Origin of the sequence: Sphingomicrobium aestuariivivum (assembly GCF_024721585.1) — a bacterium.
Lineage (GTDB): Bacteria > Pseudomonadota > Alphaproteobacteria > Sphingomonadales > Sphingomonadaceae > Sphingomicrobium > Sphingomicrobium aestuariivivum.
The window spans coordinates 2,325,033-2,345,960 of record NZ_CP102629.1 but is presented as its reverse complement, the minus strand read 5'-3'; the positions used below and the strand labels follow the sequence as shown (position 1 = coordinate 2,345,960).

General features: G+C 63.5%; 16 protein-coding genes. 5 read left to right on the top strand and 11 right to left on the bottom strand.

Annotation, left to right across the window (positions count from 1 at the left end):
• Window positions 1–2 precede the first annotated feature (2 nt).
• From NUW81_RS12005 to NUW81_RS11985, 5 genes are all read left to right on the top strand, one after another.
• Window positions 3–3,665 carry an autotransporter outer membrane beta-barrel domain-containing protein gene (locus NUW81_RS12005; protein WP_260508507.1) on the top strand — a complete coding sequence of 1,221 codons (3,663 nt, stop codon included), beginning with the start codon at window positions 3–5 and terminating at the stop codon, window positions 3,663–3,665.
• 376 nt (window positions 3,666–4,041) lie between these two features.
• Window positions 4,042–4,251: a hypothetical protein gene (locus NUW81_RS12000; protein ID WP_245113598.1), complete on the top strand. Its 210-nt coding sequence runs from the start codon at window positions 4,042–4,044 to the stop codon at window positions 4,249–4,251.
• Window positions 4,252–4,523: 272 nt separating this feature from the next.
• The gene (locus tag NUW81_RS11995; RefSeq protein WP_312025036.1) at window positions 4,524–4,841 is read left to right on the top strand and encodes an excalibur calcium-binding domain-containing protein; all 318 of its coding nucleotides are present in this window, start codon (window positions 4,524–4,526) and stop codon (window positions 4,839–4,841) included.
• 83 nt (window positions 4,842–4,924) lie between these two features.
• Complete coding sequence (locus tag NUW81_RS11990) at window positions 4,925–5,359, top strand: hypothetical protein (protein ID WP_245113594.1); 435 nt, start codon at window positions 4,925–4,927, stop codon at window positions 5,357–5,359.
• 673 nt (window positions 5,360–6,032) lie between these two features.
• A complete protein-coding gene (locus NUW81_RS11985) occupies window positions 6,033–7,985 on the top strand; it encodes a polysaccharide biosynthesis protein (RefSeq protein WP_245113592.1) in 1,953 nt (650 codons plus the stop codon).
• Here the strand turns inward: NUW81_RS11985 and NUW81_RS11980 are convergent.
• From NUW81_RS11980 to NUW81_RS11930, 11 genes are read right to left on the bottom strand one after another with little or no spacing between them, the layout of a single operon-like run.
• Window positions 7,982–9,184, bottom strand: coding sequence for a DegT/DnrJ/EryC1/StrS family aminotransferase (locus NUW81_RS11980; protein ID WP_245113589.1), 1,203 nt, complete (start codon window positions 9,182–9,184; stop codon window positions 7,982–7,984). The genes NUW81_RS11985 and NUW81_RS11980 overlap by 4 nt on opposite strands.
• A complete protein-coding gene (locus NUW81_RS11975) occupies window positions 9,178–10,206 on the bottom strand; it encodes a GNAT family N-acetyltransferase (RefSeq protein WP_245113587.1) in 1,029 nt (342 codons plus the stop codon). The genes NUW81_RS11980 and NUW81_RS11975 overlap by 7 nt, the downstream gene beginning before the upstream one ends.
• On the bottom strand, window positions 10,199–10,759 hold the full coding sequence (locus NUW81_RS11970) for a GNAT family N-acetyltransferase (protein ID WP_245113585.1): 561 nt from the start codon (window positions 10,757–10,759) through the stop codon (window positions 10,199–10,201). Before NUW81_RS11970 ends, NUW81_RS11975 begins: the two co-directional genes overlap by 8 nt.
• Window positions 10,756–11,697, bottom strand: a complete 942-nt coding sequence (locus NUW81_RS11965) for a hypothetical protein (RefSeq protein WP_245113582.1) — start codon at window positions 11,695–11,697, stop codon at window positions 10,756–10,758. The genes NUW81_RS11970 and NUW81_RS11965 overlap by 4 nt, the downstream gene beginning before the upstream one ends.
• Window position 11,698: 1 nt before the next feature.
• Complete coding sequence (locus tag NUW81_RS11960; RefSeq protein WP_280638893.1) at window positions 11,699–12,295, bottom strand: sugar transferase; 597 nt, start codon at window positions 12,293–12,295, stop codon at window positions 11,699–11,701.
• On the bottom strand, window positions 12,292–13,506 hold the full coding sequence (locus tag NUW81_RS11955) for a glycosyltransferase family 4 protein (RefSeq protein WP_245113580.1): 1,215 nt from the start codon (window positions 13,504–13,506) through the stop codon (window positions 12,292–12,294). Before NUW81_RS11955 ends, NUW81_RS11960 begins: the two co-directional genes overlap by 4 nt.
• Entirely contained in the window at window positions 13,506–15,296 is a 1,791-nt protein-coding gene (locus NUW81_RS11950) for a heparinase II/III domain-containing protein (protein ID WP_245113577.1), read from the bottom strand. The genes NUW81_RS11955 and NUW81_RS11950 overlap by 1 nt, the downstream gene beginning before the upstream one ends.
• Window positions 15,297–15,298: 2 nt before the next feature.
• A complete protein-coding gene (locus tag NUW81_RS11945; protein WP_245113575.1) occupies window positions 15,299–17,407 on the bottom strand; it encodes a bi-domain-containing oxidoreductase in 2,109 nt (702 codons plus the stop codon).
• A complete protein-coding gene (locus tag NUW81_RS11940; RefSeq protein ID WP_245113573.1) occupies window positions 17,404–18,591 on the bottom strand; it encodes a glycosyltransferase in 1,188 nt (395 codons plus the stop codon). The genes NUW81_RS11945 and NUW81_RS11940 overlap by 4 nt, the downstream gene beginning before the upstream one ends.
• Window positions 18,588–19,667: a glycosyltransferase family 4 protein gene (locus NUW81_RS11935; RefSeq protein WP_245113572.1), complete on the bottom strand. Its 1,080-nt coding sequence runs from the start codon at window positions 19,665–19,667 to the stop codon at window positions 18,588–18,590. The genes NUW81_RS11940 and NUW81_RS11935 overlap by 4 nt, the downstream gene beginning before the upstream one ends.
• Window positions 19,664–20,911 carry a hypothetical protein gene (locus tag NUW81_RS11930; protein WP_245113571.1) on the bottom strand — a complete coding sequence of 416 codons (1,248 nt, stop codon included), beginning with the start codon at window positions 20,909–20,911 and terminating at the stop codon, window positions 19,664–19,666. The genes NUW81_RS11935 and NUW81_RS11930 overlap by 4 nt, the downstream gene beginning before the upstream one ends.
• Window positions 20,912–20,928 lie beyond the last annotated feature (17 nt).

The following is a 20,928-nucleotide window of genomic DNA, read 5'->3' as shown; positions in this document are numbered from 1 at the left end:
TCGTGCTCTACCGCGATGACTTCACCGGCGCGGTCACGACTGGCGCCGGCGACGACAGCCTTGCGATGACCGGCGGCAGTGCTGACAGCATCGACACCGACGGCGGCATGGACAGCGTTACATTGGTCGATGCCGATGTCACGGGCGCGATCACCACCGGCACCGATGCCGACATGGTCTCGCTCACCGGCGGTAGCGCGGGCAGCGTCGACACGGGCGACGGCGCCGACGACCTCACGGTTGACGGTACCGCCATTGCGGGCGATGTCGTGACCGGCCTCGGCGACGACACGGTCATGATGACCGATGCGTCGGCGGCGAGCCTGGCGACCGGCGAGGGTGCCGACAGCATCACGCTGGCGACCACCGACATTGCGGGTGCGATCACCACCGGTGCGGGCGACGACAGCCTTGCGATGACCGGCGGCAGTGCCGGCAGCATCGATGCCGACGGCGGCATGGACAGCGTCACGCTGGACGGCACGGACGTGGCGGGTGCGATCACCACCGGCACCGATGCCGACATGGTCTCGCTCACCGGCGGTAGCGCGGGCAGCGTCGACACGGGCGACGGCGCCGACGACCTCACGGTTGACGGTACCGCCATTGCGGGCGATGTCGTGACCGGCCTCGGCGACGACACGGTCATGATGACCGATGCGTCGGCGGCGAGCCTGTCGACCGGCGACGGCGCCGACATAGCGACCCTCACGGATACCGACATCGCGGGTGCGATCACCACTGGCGCGGGCGACGACATGCTCGCCATGACCGGCGGCTCGGCAGACAGCATCGATACTGACGGCGGCATGGACAGCGTGACACTCACCGGCACCGACGTGGCTGGTGCGATCATGACGGGCACCGAGGCCGACACGGTCTCGCTGACCGCCGGCAGCGCGGGCAGCGTCGACACGGGCGACGGCGCCGACACGATCGATATCACCGACGTCACGATCGCGGGTGCGGTGTCGACGGGTGCGGGCATGGACGACGTGACGCTCACCGGCGGCAGCGCGGGGAGCGTTGCGACGGGTGACGACAACGACATGCTGATGGTCGTCGGGACCGCGATCGCGGGCGATGTGACCACCGGTGGTGGCGCGGACACCGTGCGGATGGACGACGCGTCGGCGGCGAGCCTCGATACTGGTGACGGCGACGACGCGGTCGTGCTCTACCGCGATGACTTCACCGGCGCGGTCACGACTGGCGCCGGCGACGACAGCCTTGCGATGACCGGCGGCTCCGCAGCATCCATCGACAGCGCGGACGGCGTCGACAGTCTCTCGCTCGGTGGGGTCGTGGTGACGGGCGCCGTGACTACTGGGAGTGAAGGCGACGTGCTCTTCATGACCGACGGCAGCGCGGGGAGCGTCGATACTGGCTCAGGTGATGACGTTCTCTCGCTGAGCGGGACGACGGTTGCCGGCGATGTTACATCGGGGGCGGGCGACGACCGTGTTATCCTGACCGATGCCAGCGCGGCCAGCCTGGCGACGGGCGATGGGGTCGATGATGTCACCTCGACGAACAGCGACATCGCTGGCGCGGTGACGACCGGTGCGGACGGAGACTTCGTGACGCTCACCAATGGCAGCGCAGGCAGCGTCGACACGGGCGATGGCGACGACGACCTGACGGTTGACGGCACCGCGATTGCGGGCGACGTGGTCACGGGCCTCGGCGACGACACGGTCGTGATGACCGATGCGTCGGCAGGTAGCCTCTCGACCGGCGACGGCGCCGACATGGTGACGCTGACCGATACGGACATCGCGGGTGCGGTGACGACTGGTGCGGGCGACGACATGCTGGCGATGACCGGCGGCAGCGCCGACAGCATCGACACCGATGGCGGCATGGACAGCGTCACGCTGGTCGATGCCGATGTCACGGGCGCGATCACGACCGGCGCGGATGTCGACTCGGTCTCGCTCACCGGCGGTAGCGCGGGCAGCGTCGATTCGGGCGATGGCGACGACGTTCTCATGGTCGACGGTACCGCCATCGACATGGTCACGACTGGGCTCGGCTCGGACGATGTCACGCTGGCCAACTTCGACCTCGCGGGGAGCATGATCGACGGCGGTGACGATACGAGCGTTGCCGACGGGATGATCGACACGCTGAGTCTCGAAAATGCGACGGGGACGCTCGATGGCACCATCGCCAACTTCGAGATCGTCATTGCCACCAATTCGAACTTGAGCCTCGACGGCGCTCTCGCCGTCGGCGGCGAGGCGGGCACCGGCCTGTTCGTCACCGACGGCGCGACTCTTTTGAGTACGGCCGGGTTCGATCTTACGGGTAACCTCGCGGTCGGCGCCGATGGTGCGCTGTTGGCGATGGGAACCGATGCGGTGCAGCTGGCCGTGTCGAACGACATGACCCTCTCTGGGCTTGCGGACCTGCGCAATGATGTTGCGGGTGATGCGCTCACGGTCGGCGGCGACTTTGCCGGTGGCGGGGTGCTGGGGCTCGATGTCGACTTCGCGTCTGTTACGGCCGACACGTTGAGCGTCGCGGGCGACGTCTCGGGTGTTACCTTGATTAGCCTCAACATGATCAACACGAGCACGGCAAACGGTGACGACATCGTTCTGGTGACTGCAGATGGCTTCATCGAGGAGGGGAACTTCACGCTCGAAGGTGGTGAATTCATGGCCGGTGTCTACATTTACGATATCGAGTTGGACGGCGAATTCCTGCTTCTGGCCAATACGCTGGTGCCGACCGCACCGGCCTACGAGGCGCTTCCGCTGGTACTGTCGGGCTTTGCCGAGCTTGGAACGATGCACGACCGCTTCGGCAATGGCATCGTCGCCGACGAGGAAGGCCGTCCGCGCTTTAAGGCAGGTGTGTGGGGCCAGGTCGATGGCGAGTGGGCAAATTCCGCATATGCCGACAGCGAGTTCGGGACGGAGATCGACAGCGACACGCAGCGTTACACGCTGGGTGGCACGTTCCTGCCGTTCGACAAGCTCGCCGCGAGCGTGTCGGTTCGAAAGAGCAACGTCGATGCGGCGATCAGCTCAATCCTTTATCCGCTTGAGATCAATGCCGACGCGGTCGGCGTGGGCGGTGCCCTGACATTCATGAATGGCGCAGGATTCTACGTCGACACGCAGCTGCGTGCCGACTGGATCGACTTCAACATGGAGTCGAGCGAGGTCGCGCGCATGAAGAGTGACGCCGGGGCCGAGACGCGCGCCATGAGCCTAGAGGTGGGTTATCGCCTGCCGCTGGGTAGTAGCCTCGCGTTGACCCCGCAGGGCCAGTTGTCGTGGCAGGATCTCAAGATCGACACGTTCACCGGTCCGCTCGGAGGCATTTACGACGACGACAACAAGAATGACTGGAAGACCGCGCGCGTGGGCCTCAGGTTCGATGCAGGCGCGGGGACTGGCAATGACGGCCTGACCGCCTTCGGTCTCGCCAACGTGCGTCACGTGTTCGACCCGATGATGCAGGGCACGGTCGGCGGCTACCAGTTGTCAAGCTACCTGCCGGAGACCACCGGCGAAATTGGCGCAGGCGCTCAGTATAGCCTCGGCGGCGGCAGCCTCACCGCCTTCGCCAAGGCGTCTTACGAAAAGGACCTCTCGGGTAACACCGATCAGGACAAGGCCAGCATCAACATTGGCCTCAGGATTGGGTTCTAGGAAGCGTTACGCGAAACAAGGGTGACGGGAGCGCGGCGGTAGCCACGCTCCCGCTTCACTATGTGAATCGCTTCGGGCGTTTCCGCGAGACATCGGAAGTAATGTAGAGAAAATCCGCTTCTAGGTTGGTAGCGAACCCAGCACGATCCACCATCTGTTGAGGCTGCCTTCGCGGCCAAAATTAGCTACCAATAGCTGCCAGCCCGCTAACGGCCCGTTATGGACGCGGATATCCTCCTTCGAGAAGCGCTCACGACGCTCGCTGGGGCACCCTGCCTGCCCCCTCCCCAATCGCGCCTGAAACCAGTCCGCCGTTGATAAGGTGCTAATACGTTTGTGGGACGTAGAAACTTGGTCCGAGTTTGACCAATACGAAATGGAGAAAAAGTTGGCCGAGTTTAAATACGAAGGGAATTTCATGGGAGTGACCTTCAGTGCCAAGGAGGGCGAAATCATTCCTGCCGAGGTCGCTGCAGCCTATGCCAATCTGAAGGCTTCCGAAGCTCTCGACAAAATCAGTTCTGAGCTTGAGCGCTTGAATGACATTCTGTGTGACATCGATTGGCCTCAGCCGCCTAAAACGTGAGCCCAAATTGGGGCGGGTAGATGCAAGGCATCTACCCGCCTGCACAACTGGAAGCGTAAGCCAAGTCCGAACAGAACTTGGTCATGGCTTCCATCCCCAGAGCGTTGGATTTTAGGTCTGCTCCATAGCGCAGCAGGTCGGCAGCAGTGCGACCATACTTGGTCTACATTCTAACTTCTTGCCCGTCGGATGAAGCCAGATCATAAGCGCCACATTCCCATACATAGCCGTATCCGACGGATCATCGACTAGCCTTTAACCTCGATCAAGATATGCTCGGTCTGCCGAATCGGCGGAGGGGAAAGAAGATGTCTGTAACGCTTGCTGTCATTGCTCTGGCAATAACCCACCCGGGCGGCTTGAATGCGGAGGGTTGCCATAACAATCGGAAAACCGGCGACTATCACTGTCATCGTGCCAGCTCGCGCGCGAGGCCCTCTCCGACGGTACAGCGTGCCACCAATCCCAGCAGCGTCTCCTATAGAAACTGTAGCGAAGCGAGGGCCGCAGGTGCTGCGCCAGTGAAGCGCGGGGGTCCTGGATACGCACCTCATCTAGACCGAGACAACGACGGCATCGGATGCGAATAGGACAGGTGACGGACGACCCCGCGTTCTCAAGGCCTGCCCGAGCCATGCGTCGGAAGCGCGCCGTATAAGCTTAAGGAAATTCAATGCTTACTGCCGCTCTTCTCCTGATAGCCCCTGTTCCATCCGCGGGTACCGTCTTCGACTGCACGCCAACCGCAGTTTGGGATGGCGACGGACCTATCTGGTGCGAAGAGGGACCGCGCATCAGACTGTCGGGTATTGCGGCCCGCGAGATTGATGATGAGTGTCGCGCGGGCCATCCATGCCCTGCGGCATCGGGTGCTGCAGCACGTGACGCGCTCGTGAATCTCCTCGGCGGGCCGCGTGGATCGCTTTCGCACGGTCACGTCGTGGTGCGAGCGCCGACAATGCGATGCGTTTCCACCGGCTCGGCGGGCGGGTCTCGTACGGGCGCGTGGTGCGTGACCGCGTCGGGCGTCGATCTTTCTTGTGCGATGGTTGCGAGCGGAAACGCTGAGCGATGGGCTCGCTACTGGGGTCGGCATCAGTGCAAATAGAAAGACGCCCGAGGCAATCTCTTTGGAATACCCCGGGCGCCGATCCGGCACATCGATAACTAAAGTGACCGCATAGAATCCTACAATGCAAGCGCTCTCTTCTTGTCAGAGGCGTATTTCGCTGATGGTTGCCTCCATCGACTTCCAGTCGAGGGCGAAGGGGGCGCCGTCGAGATAGACCCCACCGCGCTGGTTTATAGTGAATTTTGGCGGTGGCCGGCACCAGAAGAGTTCAAAATTCTTGGTTAAATAATGTCGCCAAGCCGACGTAGCGTGAACCGAAGGTGGTTCGCTTCGGCGGCCAATGGTCGGCGATCCCCCCGAGCTGCTTTCCGCGCTTCAACGACATTCCTCGAGCTTACCCGGCTCCGACCTTCCATTTCTAATCGCTAGAGTTTTTTGTGTTCTTGCAACCCGCTCAGCCCCTCCCCGCACTTTTCTAGGGAAACTGGTGGTTGAGCCCTGAGGAAGAAGCGGTGCGAGCGCGAATAAGCCCTTGAACCCTTAACCCTATCTCAATAACGCAGCGATTAATGCAGGGTCGAAGGTAACGACCTCTGTGCGTAAGGGGAGGATCCATTGATCAGGCACGGCATGGCCGTATCGAAGTGCGCAATCACGCTCAGCGCGTGCTGCCTGGCTGATAGCCGGCGCAGCCCCGAGGGGCGTTGTCATGATTGAAAGTAAGTCTCCCGTGTCCGGCCCCTATGCCTTTTTGAACGACCAAGCACGCAAGCTTGTCCGGTATCTTCTTGGCCTCAATTCGCGCCAGCGCTCCAGCTTCGTTGTCCTCTTAGATATTGCGGCGGTGCTGGTGTCCGTTCCGGTCGCCTACGCTCTGCGCGTCGGCATCTCCGCGATGCCAGTCGAGCGGTTCCTTTATGTCACTTCGCTCAGCCTCGGTGCCTGGGTGGTGGTCGCTTGGGCCTTGGGCACGTATAAGCTTTCGATACGGAACTTCGGCTTCAACACTCTCTACATACTTGCCAAAACCTGTTTCATGGTTGGCGGCTTTCTCGCGGCATTCCTCGTCATTTATGCGCCGTTCGGAACACCCAGGACGATGGGCGTGCTGCAGCCGCTCGTGATGTTTATGTTCGCTACCATTTCGCGCGTTTCGCTCGCGGCTATGCTCTCCCAGCTTTCCCATGATGGCCCGCAAAACCGCAAAGCCGTTGTCGTATATGGGGCGCAAGACGCAGCGCTGGCGCTTGGACGCTCGTTACGGTTCGATCCTGGCATAGAACTCCTCGCTTTCGTCGATCACGACGGCTCCATGAAGGGCAAGCGCCTTGAAGGCAGGCCGGTCGTTGATGGCTCTGGCGCTGATGAATTTCTTTCTCAAAACCAGGTGGATGAACTCCTCATCGCACTCGATCGACCGTCGCGCGCGGCCAACAGCGCTGCTGTCGATCTCGTGCATAAGCACTGGCCGTCGGCAACAGTACGCAAACTCCCGAGCCTTCGCGATCTTGCCTCTGGTCGCGTTAGCGTGGGAGATCTTCGCGAAGTGAAGATTGAGGATTTGTTGGGGCGCGAACCCGTTGCGCCTCTTTCGGATTTGCTCGACACCATTCGAGGCAAATCTGTTCTCGTTACCGGTGCCGGCGGCTCGATTGGCAGTGAACTCTGTCGCCAAATTGCGCAGCTAGGACCAAGCCGAATTCTTTTGGCTGAGCGGAGTGAGCTGGCGCTATATACGATCGAGGGAGAATTAACGGCTCTGTCCGCGAAGCTCGGCGTCGACTTGGAAATCGTGCCGCTCCTCGCCGACGTCGGCGACAGCGTAGATGTCGAGCGCATCTTTCGTATGGGACGACCGGAGCTCGTATATCACGCCGCTGCGTACAAACACGTTCCCTTGGTGGAAGCGAACGCCACGACGGGTATTGTGAACAACGTGGTTTCGACACTCAGAATTCTCGAGGCTGCTGAGCGCTTCGGGTGCGAGCGGTTCACCCTTGTAAGCACCGATAAGGCGGTCCGACCGACTAATGTGATGGGCGCGTCGAAGCGCATGTGTGAATTGATCGTCCAAGCACGTGCAGCAGAGAACCCTCGCATGGCCTACTCCGCCGTACGCTTCGGCAACGTCCTAGGCTCGTCGGGTTCTGTTGTGCCGCTCTTCCGTTCGCAAATTGCTGCAAACGGTCCGATCACTCTCACGCATGGCGACGTTACCCGCTATTTCATGACCATTCCCGAAGCTGCCTTGCTAGTAATTCAAGCCGGAGCCATGGGATCGGCCGGCGACATTTTCCTCTTGGACATGGGCGATCCAATCCGCATCCGTGACCTTGCCGAGAAAATGGTCGAGCTATCTGGCCTTACTGTTCGGGATGCGAACAGGCCCGATGGCGATATCGAGATCGTCGAAACAGGTCTACGTCCAGGCGAGAAACTCTACGAAGAGCTTCTGATTGATGCGGATGCGGAGGTCACGAAGCATCCGCGCATTGTGCGCGGTCGCGAACAGTTCATGCCTTGGAACGAGATTCAGGTGGACGTCACCAAGCTCATTGAGGCTTGTAGGGACCACGACGATGAGACTGCACTTAGTGTCCTAGCAAAGTGCGTGCCCGGCTTTGGAGAGGAAACGGTCGAGCCGCTGCGACTGGCCAGCTAACTCGAGGCGCGATCCAGAACATCCGCTGTAACTTTCGCCGTTAGTGCCATTTCCGCTTCCGTCAGGGTGGGATGCACGAGCCACATGAGGCTCGTCTCACCAAGAGCGCGCGCATTTGGAAGGCGCGGGTCGGGACGCCAGCCTGTGCCTTCGAAAGCTTTCTCCAGGTAGACCTCCGAACAGCTCCCTTGGAAACAGGGCACGCCTTCGGCGACGATCTCGGAAACGATGCGATCTCGGTCCCATCCGAGCGATAGCGCCGTGGGATCGACATAGGCGTAAAACTTGTAATCGGCATGAACGCGGTCCGCGCCTGGCCGCGGAACGCGAACCGCTCCCCTCGCCACCGCCGGCGTGAGCGCCTCAATGAGCTGCGCCGCATTGGCGTTGCGGCGTTCGGTCCACTCTCCCATACGATCGAGTTGAATGCGACCTATGACGGCCTGAACCTCGGTCATTCGCCAGTTGGTACCGAAATCCTCATGTAGCCAACGAAAGCCCGGCGGGTGTTCGCGCTCGTAAACCGCCTCCCAGCTCTTGCCATGATCCTTGAAGGACCACATGCGCCGCCACAGTGCCTCGTCGTTGCAGGTAACCATGCCGCCTTCGCCGCCGGTGGTCATGATCTTGTCTTGGCAGAACGACCAGGCGCCGACATCGCCGATCGACCCAACGCTACGCCCCTTGTAGCGGGCGCCGTGGGCCTGCGCGCAATCTTCGATTACCTTGATGCCGTGAGGGCGCGCGAAATCCATGATTGCGTCCATATCGGCGGGCCAACCGGCGAGATGAACGACGACGATCGCGCGGGTGCGCTCCGTGATGACCGGGGCGATCGTGTCCGCCTCGATGTTACCACTGTCGGGATCGACGTCGGCGAAGACCGGAACCGCCCCGGCATTCACGACAGAGGATACCGAGGCTAGGAAGGTGCGTGGGGTAACGACGACTTCATCGCTTGCGCTACCGCCATTGGCGCTGCCGACGCCCAAGCCGTGGAGCGCGAGATCCAGTGCGACCGTCCCGTTGGTCAGCGCAATAGCGTGCTCTGCATCGGCGAAGGCCGCGAACTCGCGCTCGAATTCACGCCCCTCGGTGCCAGTCCAGTAGTTGACGCGGTTCGAAAGGAGCACGCGCGCGGCCGCGTCGGCTTCTTCCTGCGTGAAGGAGGGCCAGGGCGCGAAGGGACTGTTTAGCATGTCGGCACTCGGTAGGCTGGAAAAAAGGAAGTCGCGGCGGCATCGATGCCGCGCTCGTCGCACAGGCGGGCATAGGCTTCGGTGTCGAGCACTTCGCGCACGAGATGGAAGGGCGCGGTGGACTTGGAAAAGCCCGCCTTGAACTTGAAAAGCGCGTCCTTTTCACCGCCGACCCCGCCGCCCAGCACTATGCGCGTGACGCCGGTCTCGATGGCGCGTTCGTGGGCGCGGGCGATCAGCAGCTTGTTGGTTGCCAGTTTACGGTGCGCGGTGCGCGTGCCGGAGAGGAAATATTGCATGACATCGCCGGTCGTCACGAACATTGCGGCGGCGGCAGGCTCTCCGTCGAGCGAAGCTAAAAAGATGTCCGTGTGGAAGTCCCTGGTAGCCATCATCGCTTTGTAGAAGGGCTCTCCGAAATAGTAGCGCGCGCCTGCGCCCAGAGCGTTCATCTGTTCGTGATAAATATCGACAAAGAGGGCGAGCGCCTCGGTGTCGGTGCGGCGATCGACCGTCACGCCCTGCTCAACCAGCTTGTTGATCTCGCGTCGGTGACTCCCGCGATAGCCCGATGGCGGTGTATCGTCGGAAGAGACGTTGATGACGACGACCTCTCCGCTTGGCTTACCACGAAGATCTGACTCGAGTTGATCGACGAACAAGGGATGCATGCGTGAGAAGAGCGAGACTGCGCCTGTGCGCGCCCACGCCTCGCGCATCGCGGTCACGACCTGTCCGCTGTCGACGTCCTCGGCGAACAGCGGGCCGGCATAGCCGTAGACCGAGACAAGGTCGGTCGCATCGCTGCCCTCGATCGCGCGTTCGAGCATCGGCCAGAAGCCCGCGGCCTTGCCGGCGACGCGCGCGACGAGCGCGACCGGGTCGCCCTCGCCTTCGCCTTGGCTGGCACGATGGAAATCGAACGTATGGAAGAAATCGTGTCGCCCGAGGTCGTTAAGCGCCTGCGTCCATGGCCCAGCGCCGCGCACCACGTCGACCGTCAGGTCGCCAGCGTCAATCATTCCAGTAGCCGATTTCCTCAACATGCGCGCTATACTGGTCAGCAGTGATGCCTACCACGACCTTATCGTGCCGTTCGCCGCCGCGATAATACCAGCCCGACTTGCGGCCTTCCTCGACCCATCCGCATTTGCGTAGGTAGAAATCGATCGAGCGTTCATTGGTAGCAATCATGTCGCCGTCGAGGCGATGAAGCCCCAATTCCTCAAAAGCGTAGCGCATGACGGTCATCACCGTGTCGAGCGCAACACCGGTGCCGCGCAGGTCGGCATCGCCCAGTAGCATGCCGTGGAAGGCGTTGCGGTTCTGCCAGTCGATCGAGACGATGTTGGCGGTTCCTACCAAGCCATTCTCTGCGGTGGTGATGGCGAAACGCTGGTTGAGCGAATTTACGCTCAGCGCTTCGAACCAACGCTGCTGGTCCTGCATCGAGACGGGGAAGTGCCAGCCGCCAAGGAGTGACTGGATCTCGGGCTCGTTCGCCCAGCGGTGCAGCGCGGGAAGATCATCTTGCTCAATCGCGCGCAGAACGACTTTCTTGCCTTGGATGTTCATGAGAGCTCCTTGATGGTCTCGAGCGTGAGGTCGGCCATACGCGCGATGTCATGCTCGTCGTACCGTTCGTCGATCGGCAGGAAAACCGTCTCTTCGAGCAGCCGACGTTCGACCGGCTCGGTAACGGTGATGCCGGGCCAGTAACGCGGTGTGAAGAGACGCTTTCTGATCAGGTGGGCGCGAAGGTCCGTTCGCCCGATGGTGAAGGGGTAAGCAAGCGGGACCTGTTGGCCAAGGTTCCAGCGCCAGCCGTTGCTGTCGCCAAGCAGAGCCTCGAAGCGCGTAAAGTTGGCTCGGCGAGCACTGGCGATGGCGTCCTTATCGAGCGCGTCGATGATCGCACGGGTTTGAAACGGCATGGCGCGGTCGCTGATCGTCTCGAGCATCGCCTCTGCCGCGAGATAGGCTTCGCGGGTTGCGTCAGGCTGAGCACCGATGCGCTCGAGGAGGTAGCGAATTCTCTCATGCGCGGCGCGTTCGTCGGCTGGCTCGACAGGCGGCAAGGGCTCAGCGTTTAGCACGCCGCCATCAGCAACGGGCAGAAACTTGCGCGGCGAGCGGATCGTGGCGGCAACGCCCGGACGGGTCGGGGCGAACCAGGCTTGCGAAGCATCGACAATGACCCGCGCGGGGTCGAGCGAGGCCAGCGCCTCGTCGATCCCGCTCGCGTTGAGGCCGAAATAGTCGACCAGGAGGACAAAGTCGCCGTCCTGCAGCGACAGCGTCGTCGCGGGCTGGAGATTTTCGGAGAGCGGATAGGTCTCGACGTCCACGCCGGCATGGCGCGCGGCATCGAAGATGGCGGTGCATATGTAGGCGGGACAGATGAGGCGACGCGCGTTTCGCGCGCGCAGGAAGGCGCTGAGCGCGGCGCGGGCGCTCTCATAGTCACGCGTGCCCTGCGGCAACGCGCGATGCGCTCCGAACGAGGCAGGCATGTCAGTTGGTCCCGTCAAAGGAATTCACGTCCTCCTGGCCGCCAGCCTGGACTCCGTCGCGGCGCAGAACGATCATGACGGTCTCGACCAGAATGCGCATATCGAGCCACAGGTTATGCGTGTCGACATAGTCGACATCAAGGGCGAAGCGGTCGTTCCACGAGAGCGTGTTGCGCCCCCTCACCTGCGCCAGTCCGGTGATGCCCGGGCGCACTTCGTGACGGCGATTTTGCTCGGGCGAATAAAGCGGCAGGTAGGCCATCGCGAGCGGTCGCGGGCCGACAAGGCTCATGTCGCCCTTCAGCACGTTCCACAGCTCGGGCAGCTCGTCGAGGCTCGCCGAGCGCAGGAAACGACCGAAACGGGTCAGGCGCTCGGCATCGGGGAGCAACTTGCCATCGACATCGCGCGCATCGGTCATAGTGCGGAACTTGACCATCTCGAACGGCCTGGCGTCGCGGCCCGGGCGCACCTGCCGGAACAGGACGGGGCTGCCGAGCTTGATGCGGATGAGGAGTGCGAGGAGAAGAATGACGGGCGCGAACAGCACGAGACCCGCCAGCGCACCGAAGATGTCGAACAGCCGTTTGAGCATCATGCGTCCTCCTTCGTGACATGATCGACCCAGCGCTGCGCGAGCGCGGACCGGTCGAATTCGCTTTCCGCCAGCGCGCGGGCGTTGCGGCCCTTGCGTTTCAGCGTCTCGCGGTCATTGGCAGCGGCCTCGAGCGCGTCGGCGAAGGCGGCGGCGTCGTCGGGCGCGACGGTCAGGCCCGCATCATGGGTCTCGATCATCTCGGCGAGCCAGCCGGGATAATTGTTGAGCACTGGGAGGCCGGCCGCAACATAATCGAAAAACTTGTTGGGACTGGTGCCGAAATAGAAGGCCTCTACGTTGGCGAGGGTCTGCAATCCGATGTCGGCGCCCTTGAGGAGCGAGGCGACCTCTTGGGTCGCGACGGGGGGCCGGAACAGGACGTTATCGAGCTGCTCGCGTTCGGCGCGCTCCTCCAGCGCCGCCTTCGTGGCGCCGGTACCGATGAGCACGATCCGGATGTCGTCGCGGCCACGTCGCTTGAGTTCGGCGGCCGCGTCGAGGACTGCGCCGAGCCCGTTGGCGAGGCCGTGCGCCCCCGCGAAGATCGCGACAAGGTCGCTTTCGGACAAATCGGCAGGACGCTTGGAGGCCGCGGCATCGAAGGTCTCGACGTCCGAGCCGTTGGGCACGATGGCGACGCGTTCGGCCGGAACGCCGCGCTTCTCGATCCCGCGCGCGATGCCGGGCGCGAGCGCGACGAGCCGGTGCGCACTTCGATAGGCGAGCCATTCGAGCACCCCCATCGCCCATAGGATGACGGGATTGTTGATCACCGCCATCGCCCGAGGAAGCTCTGGCCACAGGTCACGCACCTCGAAGACGAACGGCTTGCCGCGCAGCCAGCGCGCCGCGATGCCGGGAAGCGCGACGGTGAGCGGCGTCGTCGTGGCAAACAGCAAATCGTACTTGCCGGTCAGCGCGAGCCAGATGCTACGCCAGGCAAAGCGTAGGAAGGTCAGGCTGCGCTTGAGAAAACCGTCATTGTTGGAATAGCCGAGGTCGAACTCGATGACGCGGATCCCGTCGACCTCGCCCTCTCGGCGTCCTTTCTCGAAGGGTCCGTCGAGCCCGGTCGCGCCGCGCGCATTGCTGCCGCAAACCATCGTCACCTCGTGGCCGCGCGCGATCAGCGCTTGCGCGTTGCGATAGCTGCGAATGCCGCCGGCGCCCTTGGGGGTGGTGAAATGCTGGTGGAAATAAAGTACGTGCATCAGAAACTGACCGTGGTGACGAGAGTGGCGGACATCGGCGCGCGGGCCGTGAGGACGGGAACAACGGTCCGCTCGAAATAATGGCGCGATTCCTCACTTGTTTCGATGCTGATCGCGTCTGGCGGGACGCCTTCGATACGGATTTCGACCTCGCCTAGACGTGCCACGCCGTCCTCGAGCGCCCAGTCGCCGGGCAGGAGGCGCCAGCGCAGCGTCGCGGTCTCGGCTTCCCCCGAAAAATCGTCCTCCACCGTCATGCTGTCGGACGAGAGGCTGAGGGTGCGGACATGCGTATTACCATTGGCGTCGCGATGGCGTGCAGTGATCGAGCGCGCGTCGGTCGACGTCTCGGCATGCGGCCAGTCGCCCCACAGAAATCGCGAGACGCGCGGCATCGGCTCGCGCCCGTCGAACGTGACGGCATTGTGCATCGTGGAAGACCCGAAGCGCGTGTCGGCGGCATAGCTGTAGCTGCCATCGTCGCGCAGCACGTTTGTCTCGCCGACCCAGAGGTCGACATGCATGACGTCGGCCTGCGCGGGACGGAAAGGGAAGCGGGCGAAGCGCAGGAGCGCCATCGCGCGGCCTTCGCGTAGGACGCCGAACCCGCCGTCGGTGAAATGCGTGGTGCTCGCCTCTTCGAGAACAGTGTCGGGACGCGCCTCGCCGAACAGGTCGAGCATGCGGTCCCAAGGACCCCCGGCGTCGATGGCGCGGGCATCGAGAAAGAGCGCGCTGGCGGCCTGGAGCGTCGGGCGGAAGTCGCGATAGGGACCGTCGGTCAGCGCGAACAGGCGCGAGCCGTCATTGGGGCCGAGATTGGGGGCATCACCGCTTTCCGGTTGGGCCATAGCGTGAAGCCAGCGCGTCGCCCGTGCAAGACGGGTGTGCGTCGCTTCGGCGAGGGGCGCGAGCTCGTGGCGGCGCGCCCACAGGGTCGCGAACACATAGGTGTCGAGCATGAAGCGATGATAAACAATCGAGGACTGGCTGAAGCTCCCGTCGGGCAGGATCAGCGTCGCGGCGCGCTCGTCGAGCCATTTGAAGCCGACCCGTGCCCAGCGTTGGCCCTCGCTGCGCCCGTGCCGCGCCAGCCAGCTGCCTCCCACGAACAGGGCGGCGGCTTCCGAGGTGCCGTGATTATTGGCCTGCGCGATGGCGTAGCTCATCGTCGGAGCGATGCGGCGACAGCTCAGCGCCACGAAGTCGAGAAGCGCGGGTTCTGAGTCGCCATCCTGCTCGAGGATGACCGCGCACAATGCGAGGTGAAGGAGGCGAAGAGAGGCTTCCTGCCCGCATTTCCAGTTGGGGCCGATAAAGGGCGTGTTCTTCGCGATCCAGTCGGCGAGCCAGACGTTCAGGCGGTCGAGGTCCCCACCCTCGCCTGCGGCGGCTCGCGTCGCCATCGCGATCGCCCAGTCGAAGCGCGAGGCTTCCCAGACGGCCTTGATGTCTCCCAGCGCGGGGTCGAAATCGGGCAGCTGGTGCCACGGGGCATCCGCGCTGGCATGCTCGCCGGTTTCGTAGGAGCGGTGCCAGTCGGGCGGTGCGCCATCGAGGGCGCGCGAGGCATGACCGAACCACGGCATGGTTTCGCGCCAGTCTTCGCGCGGGGCGAACGGCAGTGCGGCCTCGCTCGCACGGAAAAACGGTCCTTCAGGCCGCTCGGCGGCGATCCGGAGCACCGGGTGCAGCCCCGTCTTTAGCCCGAAACGATAGGCCGCCACGCGCGCGACGTTGCGCACGCCCAGCGCGCGATAGGTCCGCAACTTGGTCGGCAAGCGCGCCATCGTCAGGCCTGGCGCCCCGCCTCGATCGACACGCGCGTGACTTCGAACAGCTCTTCGGCAGAAATCGGGGCCGGTTTGCCCTCGCGGATGGCGTCGAGGAAGGCCTGGCTGCAGGCGCCCTGCCCCTTGTCCTGCTTGCGCAGCGTCTGGCTTTTGAAGCCCTTCCAGCCATAGCCCTTGAGCTTGAGGAAATTGTCGAGAACCAGCGTGCCGCCGCCCGCGAATGCCTCGATCCGTTCCTTAGGGAAACTTGCGCCGCCATTGGCGAGATAGTGGACGGTGCCAAAGCTTCCGTCCTCGAAGGTCAGGTGGATCGACGCCTTGTCTCCAGTCGCGTTGGCCGGGCCGCACATTGCGGTGACCTGCACCGATGCGATCGGCGCGCCGGCGAGGAAGCGCATCAGGTCGATCAGGTGGCAGGCCTCGCCGATGATGCGCCCGCCGCCGATTTCGGGGTCCTGCGTCCAGTGATCGGCGGGGATCGCGCCGGCATTCATCGTCATGATGAAGGCCTTGGGTTCGCTCGAGGCATCAAGCAGCGCCTTCATCTTGCGTGTGAGCGGGGCGAAGCGACGGTTGAACCCGACCATCAGCAGGCGATCGCTCTTTTCGTAGGCGGCTTCGACCTGTTCGAGCTCATCGAGCGTCAGCGCGAGGGGTTTTTCGACGAAGACATGCTTGCCCGCCTCGAGCGCGGCGCAGATCAGCGAGGCATGCGTGTCATGGCGCGTGGCGATAGCGACGGTATCGACCGCATCGCTGGCAATGACCGCATCGGCACCCGAAACCGCTTCAGCAAAGCCCAGCCGCTTGCCCTGGATGACGCCGCTACTGCCGCCGGCCGAACCGATGACGCGCAGGTCCGCGCCGGCCTTCGCGAATGCCGGGATGAGGACGCGCGACGCATAGTTGCCTGCCCCGATGAAGCCGACCGAGGCACTGCCGTCGGCGGGCGCCGCGCGATCCTCGATAACGACCGAGCTGACCGCCCGCTGCTCGACGGGCGAGGCGTAGGTCAGGAGGATGCCGAGCGAGCCGGGCTGCTCGGTCAGGATGTCGTAGGCGCGCGGTGCCTCCTCGAAGTCGACGCGGTGCGAGACCAGCGGATCGGTGTCGATCGCGCCCGAGGCCATCAGGTCGAGCACCGCCTCGAAGTTGCGCTGTTCCGTCCAGCGAACATGGCCGAGCGGATAATCATGGCCCTTGTCTTCATAGTCAGGATCGTAGCGACCAGGGCCGTAGGAGCAGCTGACCTGGAAGCTCAGCTCCTTTTCATAGAAATCGGCGCGGTTGAGGTCGAGGCCGGTCACGCCCACCAGCACGACGCGTCCACGCTTGCGCGACATTTGCGCGGCCTGCGAAACGGGATCGCTGCTCTTGGTCGAGGCGGTGATGATGACCCCGTCGACGCCGAGCCCGGCCGAGAAGGCCAGCCCCGCCTTGACCGGATCTTCGCCCCTGGCGGGATTGCACGTCTCCGCGCCGAAGCGGCGGGCGAGTTCGAGCTTGGTTTCGTCGAAATCGATCGCGAGCACGCGGCAGCCCTGTGCGCGCAGGAGCTGGACGGTGAGCAGGCCGATAAGTCCCGCGCCGGTCACGACGAACCGTTCGCCCAGCGTCGGTTCGGCAAGGCGCAAACCCTGCAGGCCGATCGCGCCGACCACGGTGAAGCTGGCCGCCTCGTCGCTCACCTCGTCGGGGATTTTGGCCGCAAGATTTCTGGGAACGGTCACGAGGTCGGCGTGCGGTCCGTTCGAGACGACGCGGTCGCCCACGGCGAAACCTTCGACGCCCTTGCCGATTACGGACACGCAGCCGACGTTCGAATAGCCCAGCGGCAGCGGCTGGCCGAGCTTGGACTTGACCGCATCGAGCGTGGTGAAGAGGCCGTCGGTACGCACCTTGTCGAACACCTGCCGGACTTTCTCGGGCTGCGAGCGCGCCTTGGCGATCAGGCCCGAGCGTCCGAAATCGACCAGCATGCGCTCGGTGCCCGCCGAAATGAGCGAGACGCTCGTCTCGATCAGTAATTGTCCGCCACGCGGCGTGGGCGCGGGACATTCCACAAGGCTGGTCTCGCCCTTCGCGAGGTCCTGAAAAATCTGTTTCATCGGCTATTTCGTTCCTGGTCGGGGGCGGACTGCGCCCCGCTTGCATAAAGTGCGTGATGCTCGGCGATCGCCTCCTCACGCCCGGTCAGGGTCGGGGAAACGGCGCGAATGGCCTTGCGCATGGCGAGGCGTTCGTCGGCGCTTTTGCGCGCGAACGCGTCGATGGCAAGGGCGAAGGCTTCTGGGCCGTCCTCGAGCGCGAGCGTGCGCCCTGCCTCTTTCACTTCAAGGCCGGTCCATGGCGTGCGATCCGAGATGAGCGTGTAGGCGCCCGAAGCGAACGCCTCGGCGATGACATGGCCGTAATTTTCGCCGCGCGTGGGCAGGAAAAACAACTCGTGCGCCGCGAATTTGGCGGGAATGTCTGGCGGCGCGACCGGCCCCTCGATTGTCACGGCGACATGGCCAGGCAGCTTGTCGACGAGCTTGTCGCAGCGCTCCCAATAGGCGGCGTCGTCGACGGGACCGCAAATCGTGAACGCGATCGGTTCGCGGCAACGGGCCAGCGCCTCGAGCGCGAAATCGAGATTTTTCATCGGCGCGATGCGCGAGAGGAACAGGACTTTGAGTGGTTCGCCATCGATGCCAGCGACAAGCGGCACGTCAGTCGGGCCGGGGCCGATGTCTCGGGCTTTCGAAACGGACGCCTTAGGGAACAGGCGGGCGATGTCGCGGGCCTCGTGCGCGTCGCTGGCGTGGAAACGCACGCGCCGCCACAGCCCGAGCAGCTTCCATAGCGCGAGATATGCGCGCTTCTTGACCGCCTTCAGGCCGAGTGCGCCTTGCGAAAACTCGCCACGCGGGCCGACGAGGATGCTGTCGGCGCCATAGCATTTCCTCCACGCCGCAAGCTGCGGGAGTATCGAGAAATGCGAGGCGAAGAAGCTTTGCGTATGGATGAGGTCGGGGGCGACCTCGTCGATAAGCGCCGACACGGTGCCGAGGTCGAGCGACCCGGGGCTCGCGAACCAGACCTTTGCCTTGGAAAGCGAATTCCAGCGGTCGGACGTCACATGATCGAACGGCCGCGCATCGCCGCGGTCGCGGTCGGTCGTGACGACATGGATGTCATGATCCTCGCCCAGCGCCTCGACTATATTCGCAACCGACCGGACTGGCCCGCCCGACTTGAAGGCCGGGGGGAAGTGATTGACGAAGATGAGGATCTTGCGCCGATCGCTCATGGAACCGCCTTCGTGAGTGGAAAATCGTGCGGGATCGCGCCCTGGAGGATCGCTTCGAGGCGGGCTGCACCGGCCATGGCGCCGAGATAGCGCGACCGGGAAGCGCGCGCGGCGCGTTCTTTGGCGTCGACCTTGCCCTGGGCCTTCGAGGCTTTGATCGCGGCGCGCAGCGCAGCGAGATCGCCTGCGGGAAACACCGCGCTGCCTTCGTCGTGGCGGGCCGCGACGCACGAACCGCAGGCGTCCGAAACGATCACTCGGGTGCCGGCGAGCAGCGCCTCCGACACGACCGCGCCCCACCCGTCATGTTCGCTGGGGAGAACGAGCACGTCGAACTCTGCGATGATGGTACGGACCTGGTCCATCGGTCGCTTGCCAAGGAGACGGATATGGTCGGACGCCGCCGCGCGATCCTCGAGCCGAGCCTTCAGGGATCCTGCCCCCACAATATCAACATCGACGTCGAGGGCGCTGCTGGCGTCGATCAGGAGGTCGACACGCTTGCGTTCGATCAACTGGCCGACGAACCCGACTCGGAAGCGTCGATCCGCTGCCCGGTCCGCCGTGAAGTCGTCGGCCTCGGGCAGGAAGTAGGCAAACGGATGGACGATCGTCTCGGGAAAGCCCCGCGCGACCAACCAGTCCGACGTCCGGTCGCCGATGGCAAGGATGGTCTCGGCGCGGCCCCGTATCTTGCGGGCAAGCCACGAATAGCCGACGCGCCTCAGCGCGCCCTTCCATCCGCGATCGTTGACCGTCTCCATGATGACGGCCAGCCGCGCGCCTCCCTCCTGCAACCGCTCGGACACGTTCCCGACGATGCCGTTGCCGCGCAGGCCCTCGACGATATGGATCGCATCGCTGGATTCAACGAGGATGTTCTCGAGCGCCTCATCGCGACCGAGGATTACCAGCTTTGCCCGGTCCACGCTCGGCGCGATCCAGCCCTGGGCAAGGCGCGCCTCACTCAGTTCGACGCCGCTCACATAGGCGACGTCGTGGCCTCGCGCCGCAAGCGCATCGGCCAGCCCGGCCATGTGCGGCGAGACGGTCTGCTGCCAGAAGACGACCTTCACCGCGCTTCCTCCACGCCCGTCGCATAGCTGGTGAACAGCGCCATGAAGAGCAGCCCCATGCCACCCATGGAGAAGAAGGTGGCCTCGGCGAAGTTTGCGGCGAGGACGAAGAAGATGATGGTCGCGCCGACGAGACCGCAACGCAGGCCACGGACCGCCCAGAACGCGACGACCGCTCCTACGAGCAGGGCGAGCGGCGCGCCGACCTCTTCGGTAAGGCCGAGATAGACGTTGCCCTTCTCCACCGAGGCGCCGATCGGCAGTCCGAACAGCGGGTCGTAGCTGACCACCATCGTGCCGGGCACCGAGGCGAGGCCGAAGCCGATCCCTTCGTAAAAATGGCGGGAGATATTGTTATTCATGACGCCAGTCAGGCCGCCGCGCGAGCGCTCATATATCTGGCTAAAGGATTCAAGCTGCCGTACGTCGCCCTTCCCGAGGAAGCTTTGAATTGCGTGCTGAACCTGCGGTGTCAACAAGGCCGCGACTACCAACATGAAAAGAAACACCCACGCAACGGCCGCGCGGTTTCGCCAGATTCTTCGTTGCGCGAGAACGGCATGAAGGGTTGAGGCCCCGGCGCCCGCCGCAAGCGCCACGGCGATGCCGACCAGCGCGGTGCGGGCACCCGAAGCGAATGTCGCGGCGGTGGAAAGAAAGGCGATAGTACATAGCAAGATTGCCTTTTGATCGCCACGCAGCAGCCGGGCGGAAGACAGAGCCATGATTGCTGCGCCCACGAGGCCCCAAGCCTGCGGATGGTTGAGCAGCCCCTGAAATCCGCGCCCGTTAGTCGCAAAGCCGAGACCCGTCATCATCAAGGGTAGGGAGAAGAGCAAAAGGATCGAAAGGACGACAAAAATTTGCAGTCGCAACGCGCGCACTTCCTCGGCACCAAGCCGGCCCCAGGCGAGCCACAAAGCGCTTACCACGACAGTCCACGAAGTAATCTTTGCGATGCTCAAGTATGGCATGTAGCTATAAAAGAACGAATGTAGGACAACAACCGCTCCGATACCTAGTGTCGAGGCCACCAGCGCAACCGATCCGCGCTGAAGTGGCCGTCCGCTCACGGGCAATATTAGCGTTCCAAAGGCGACAAAATAGACAGCATAACGCAGCAGGCCGGCCGCCGGGGGGTGCGCGAAGAGGCCGGTGTGGCTGAGCGTAATGAACCAAGTACCGAGCAGAGCCCAAATGCTCCAGCGCGGTCCAGCGAAAGGAAGCGCGACCATTAGCGTCATCAGAAGGATGGTTCCTA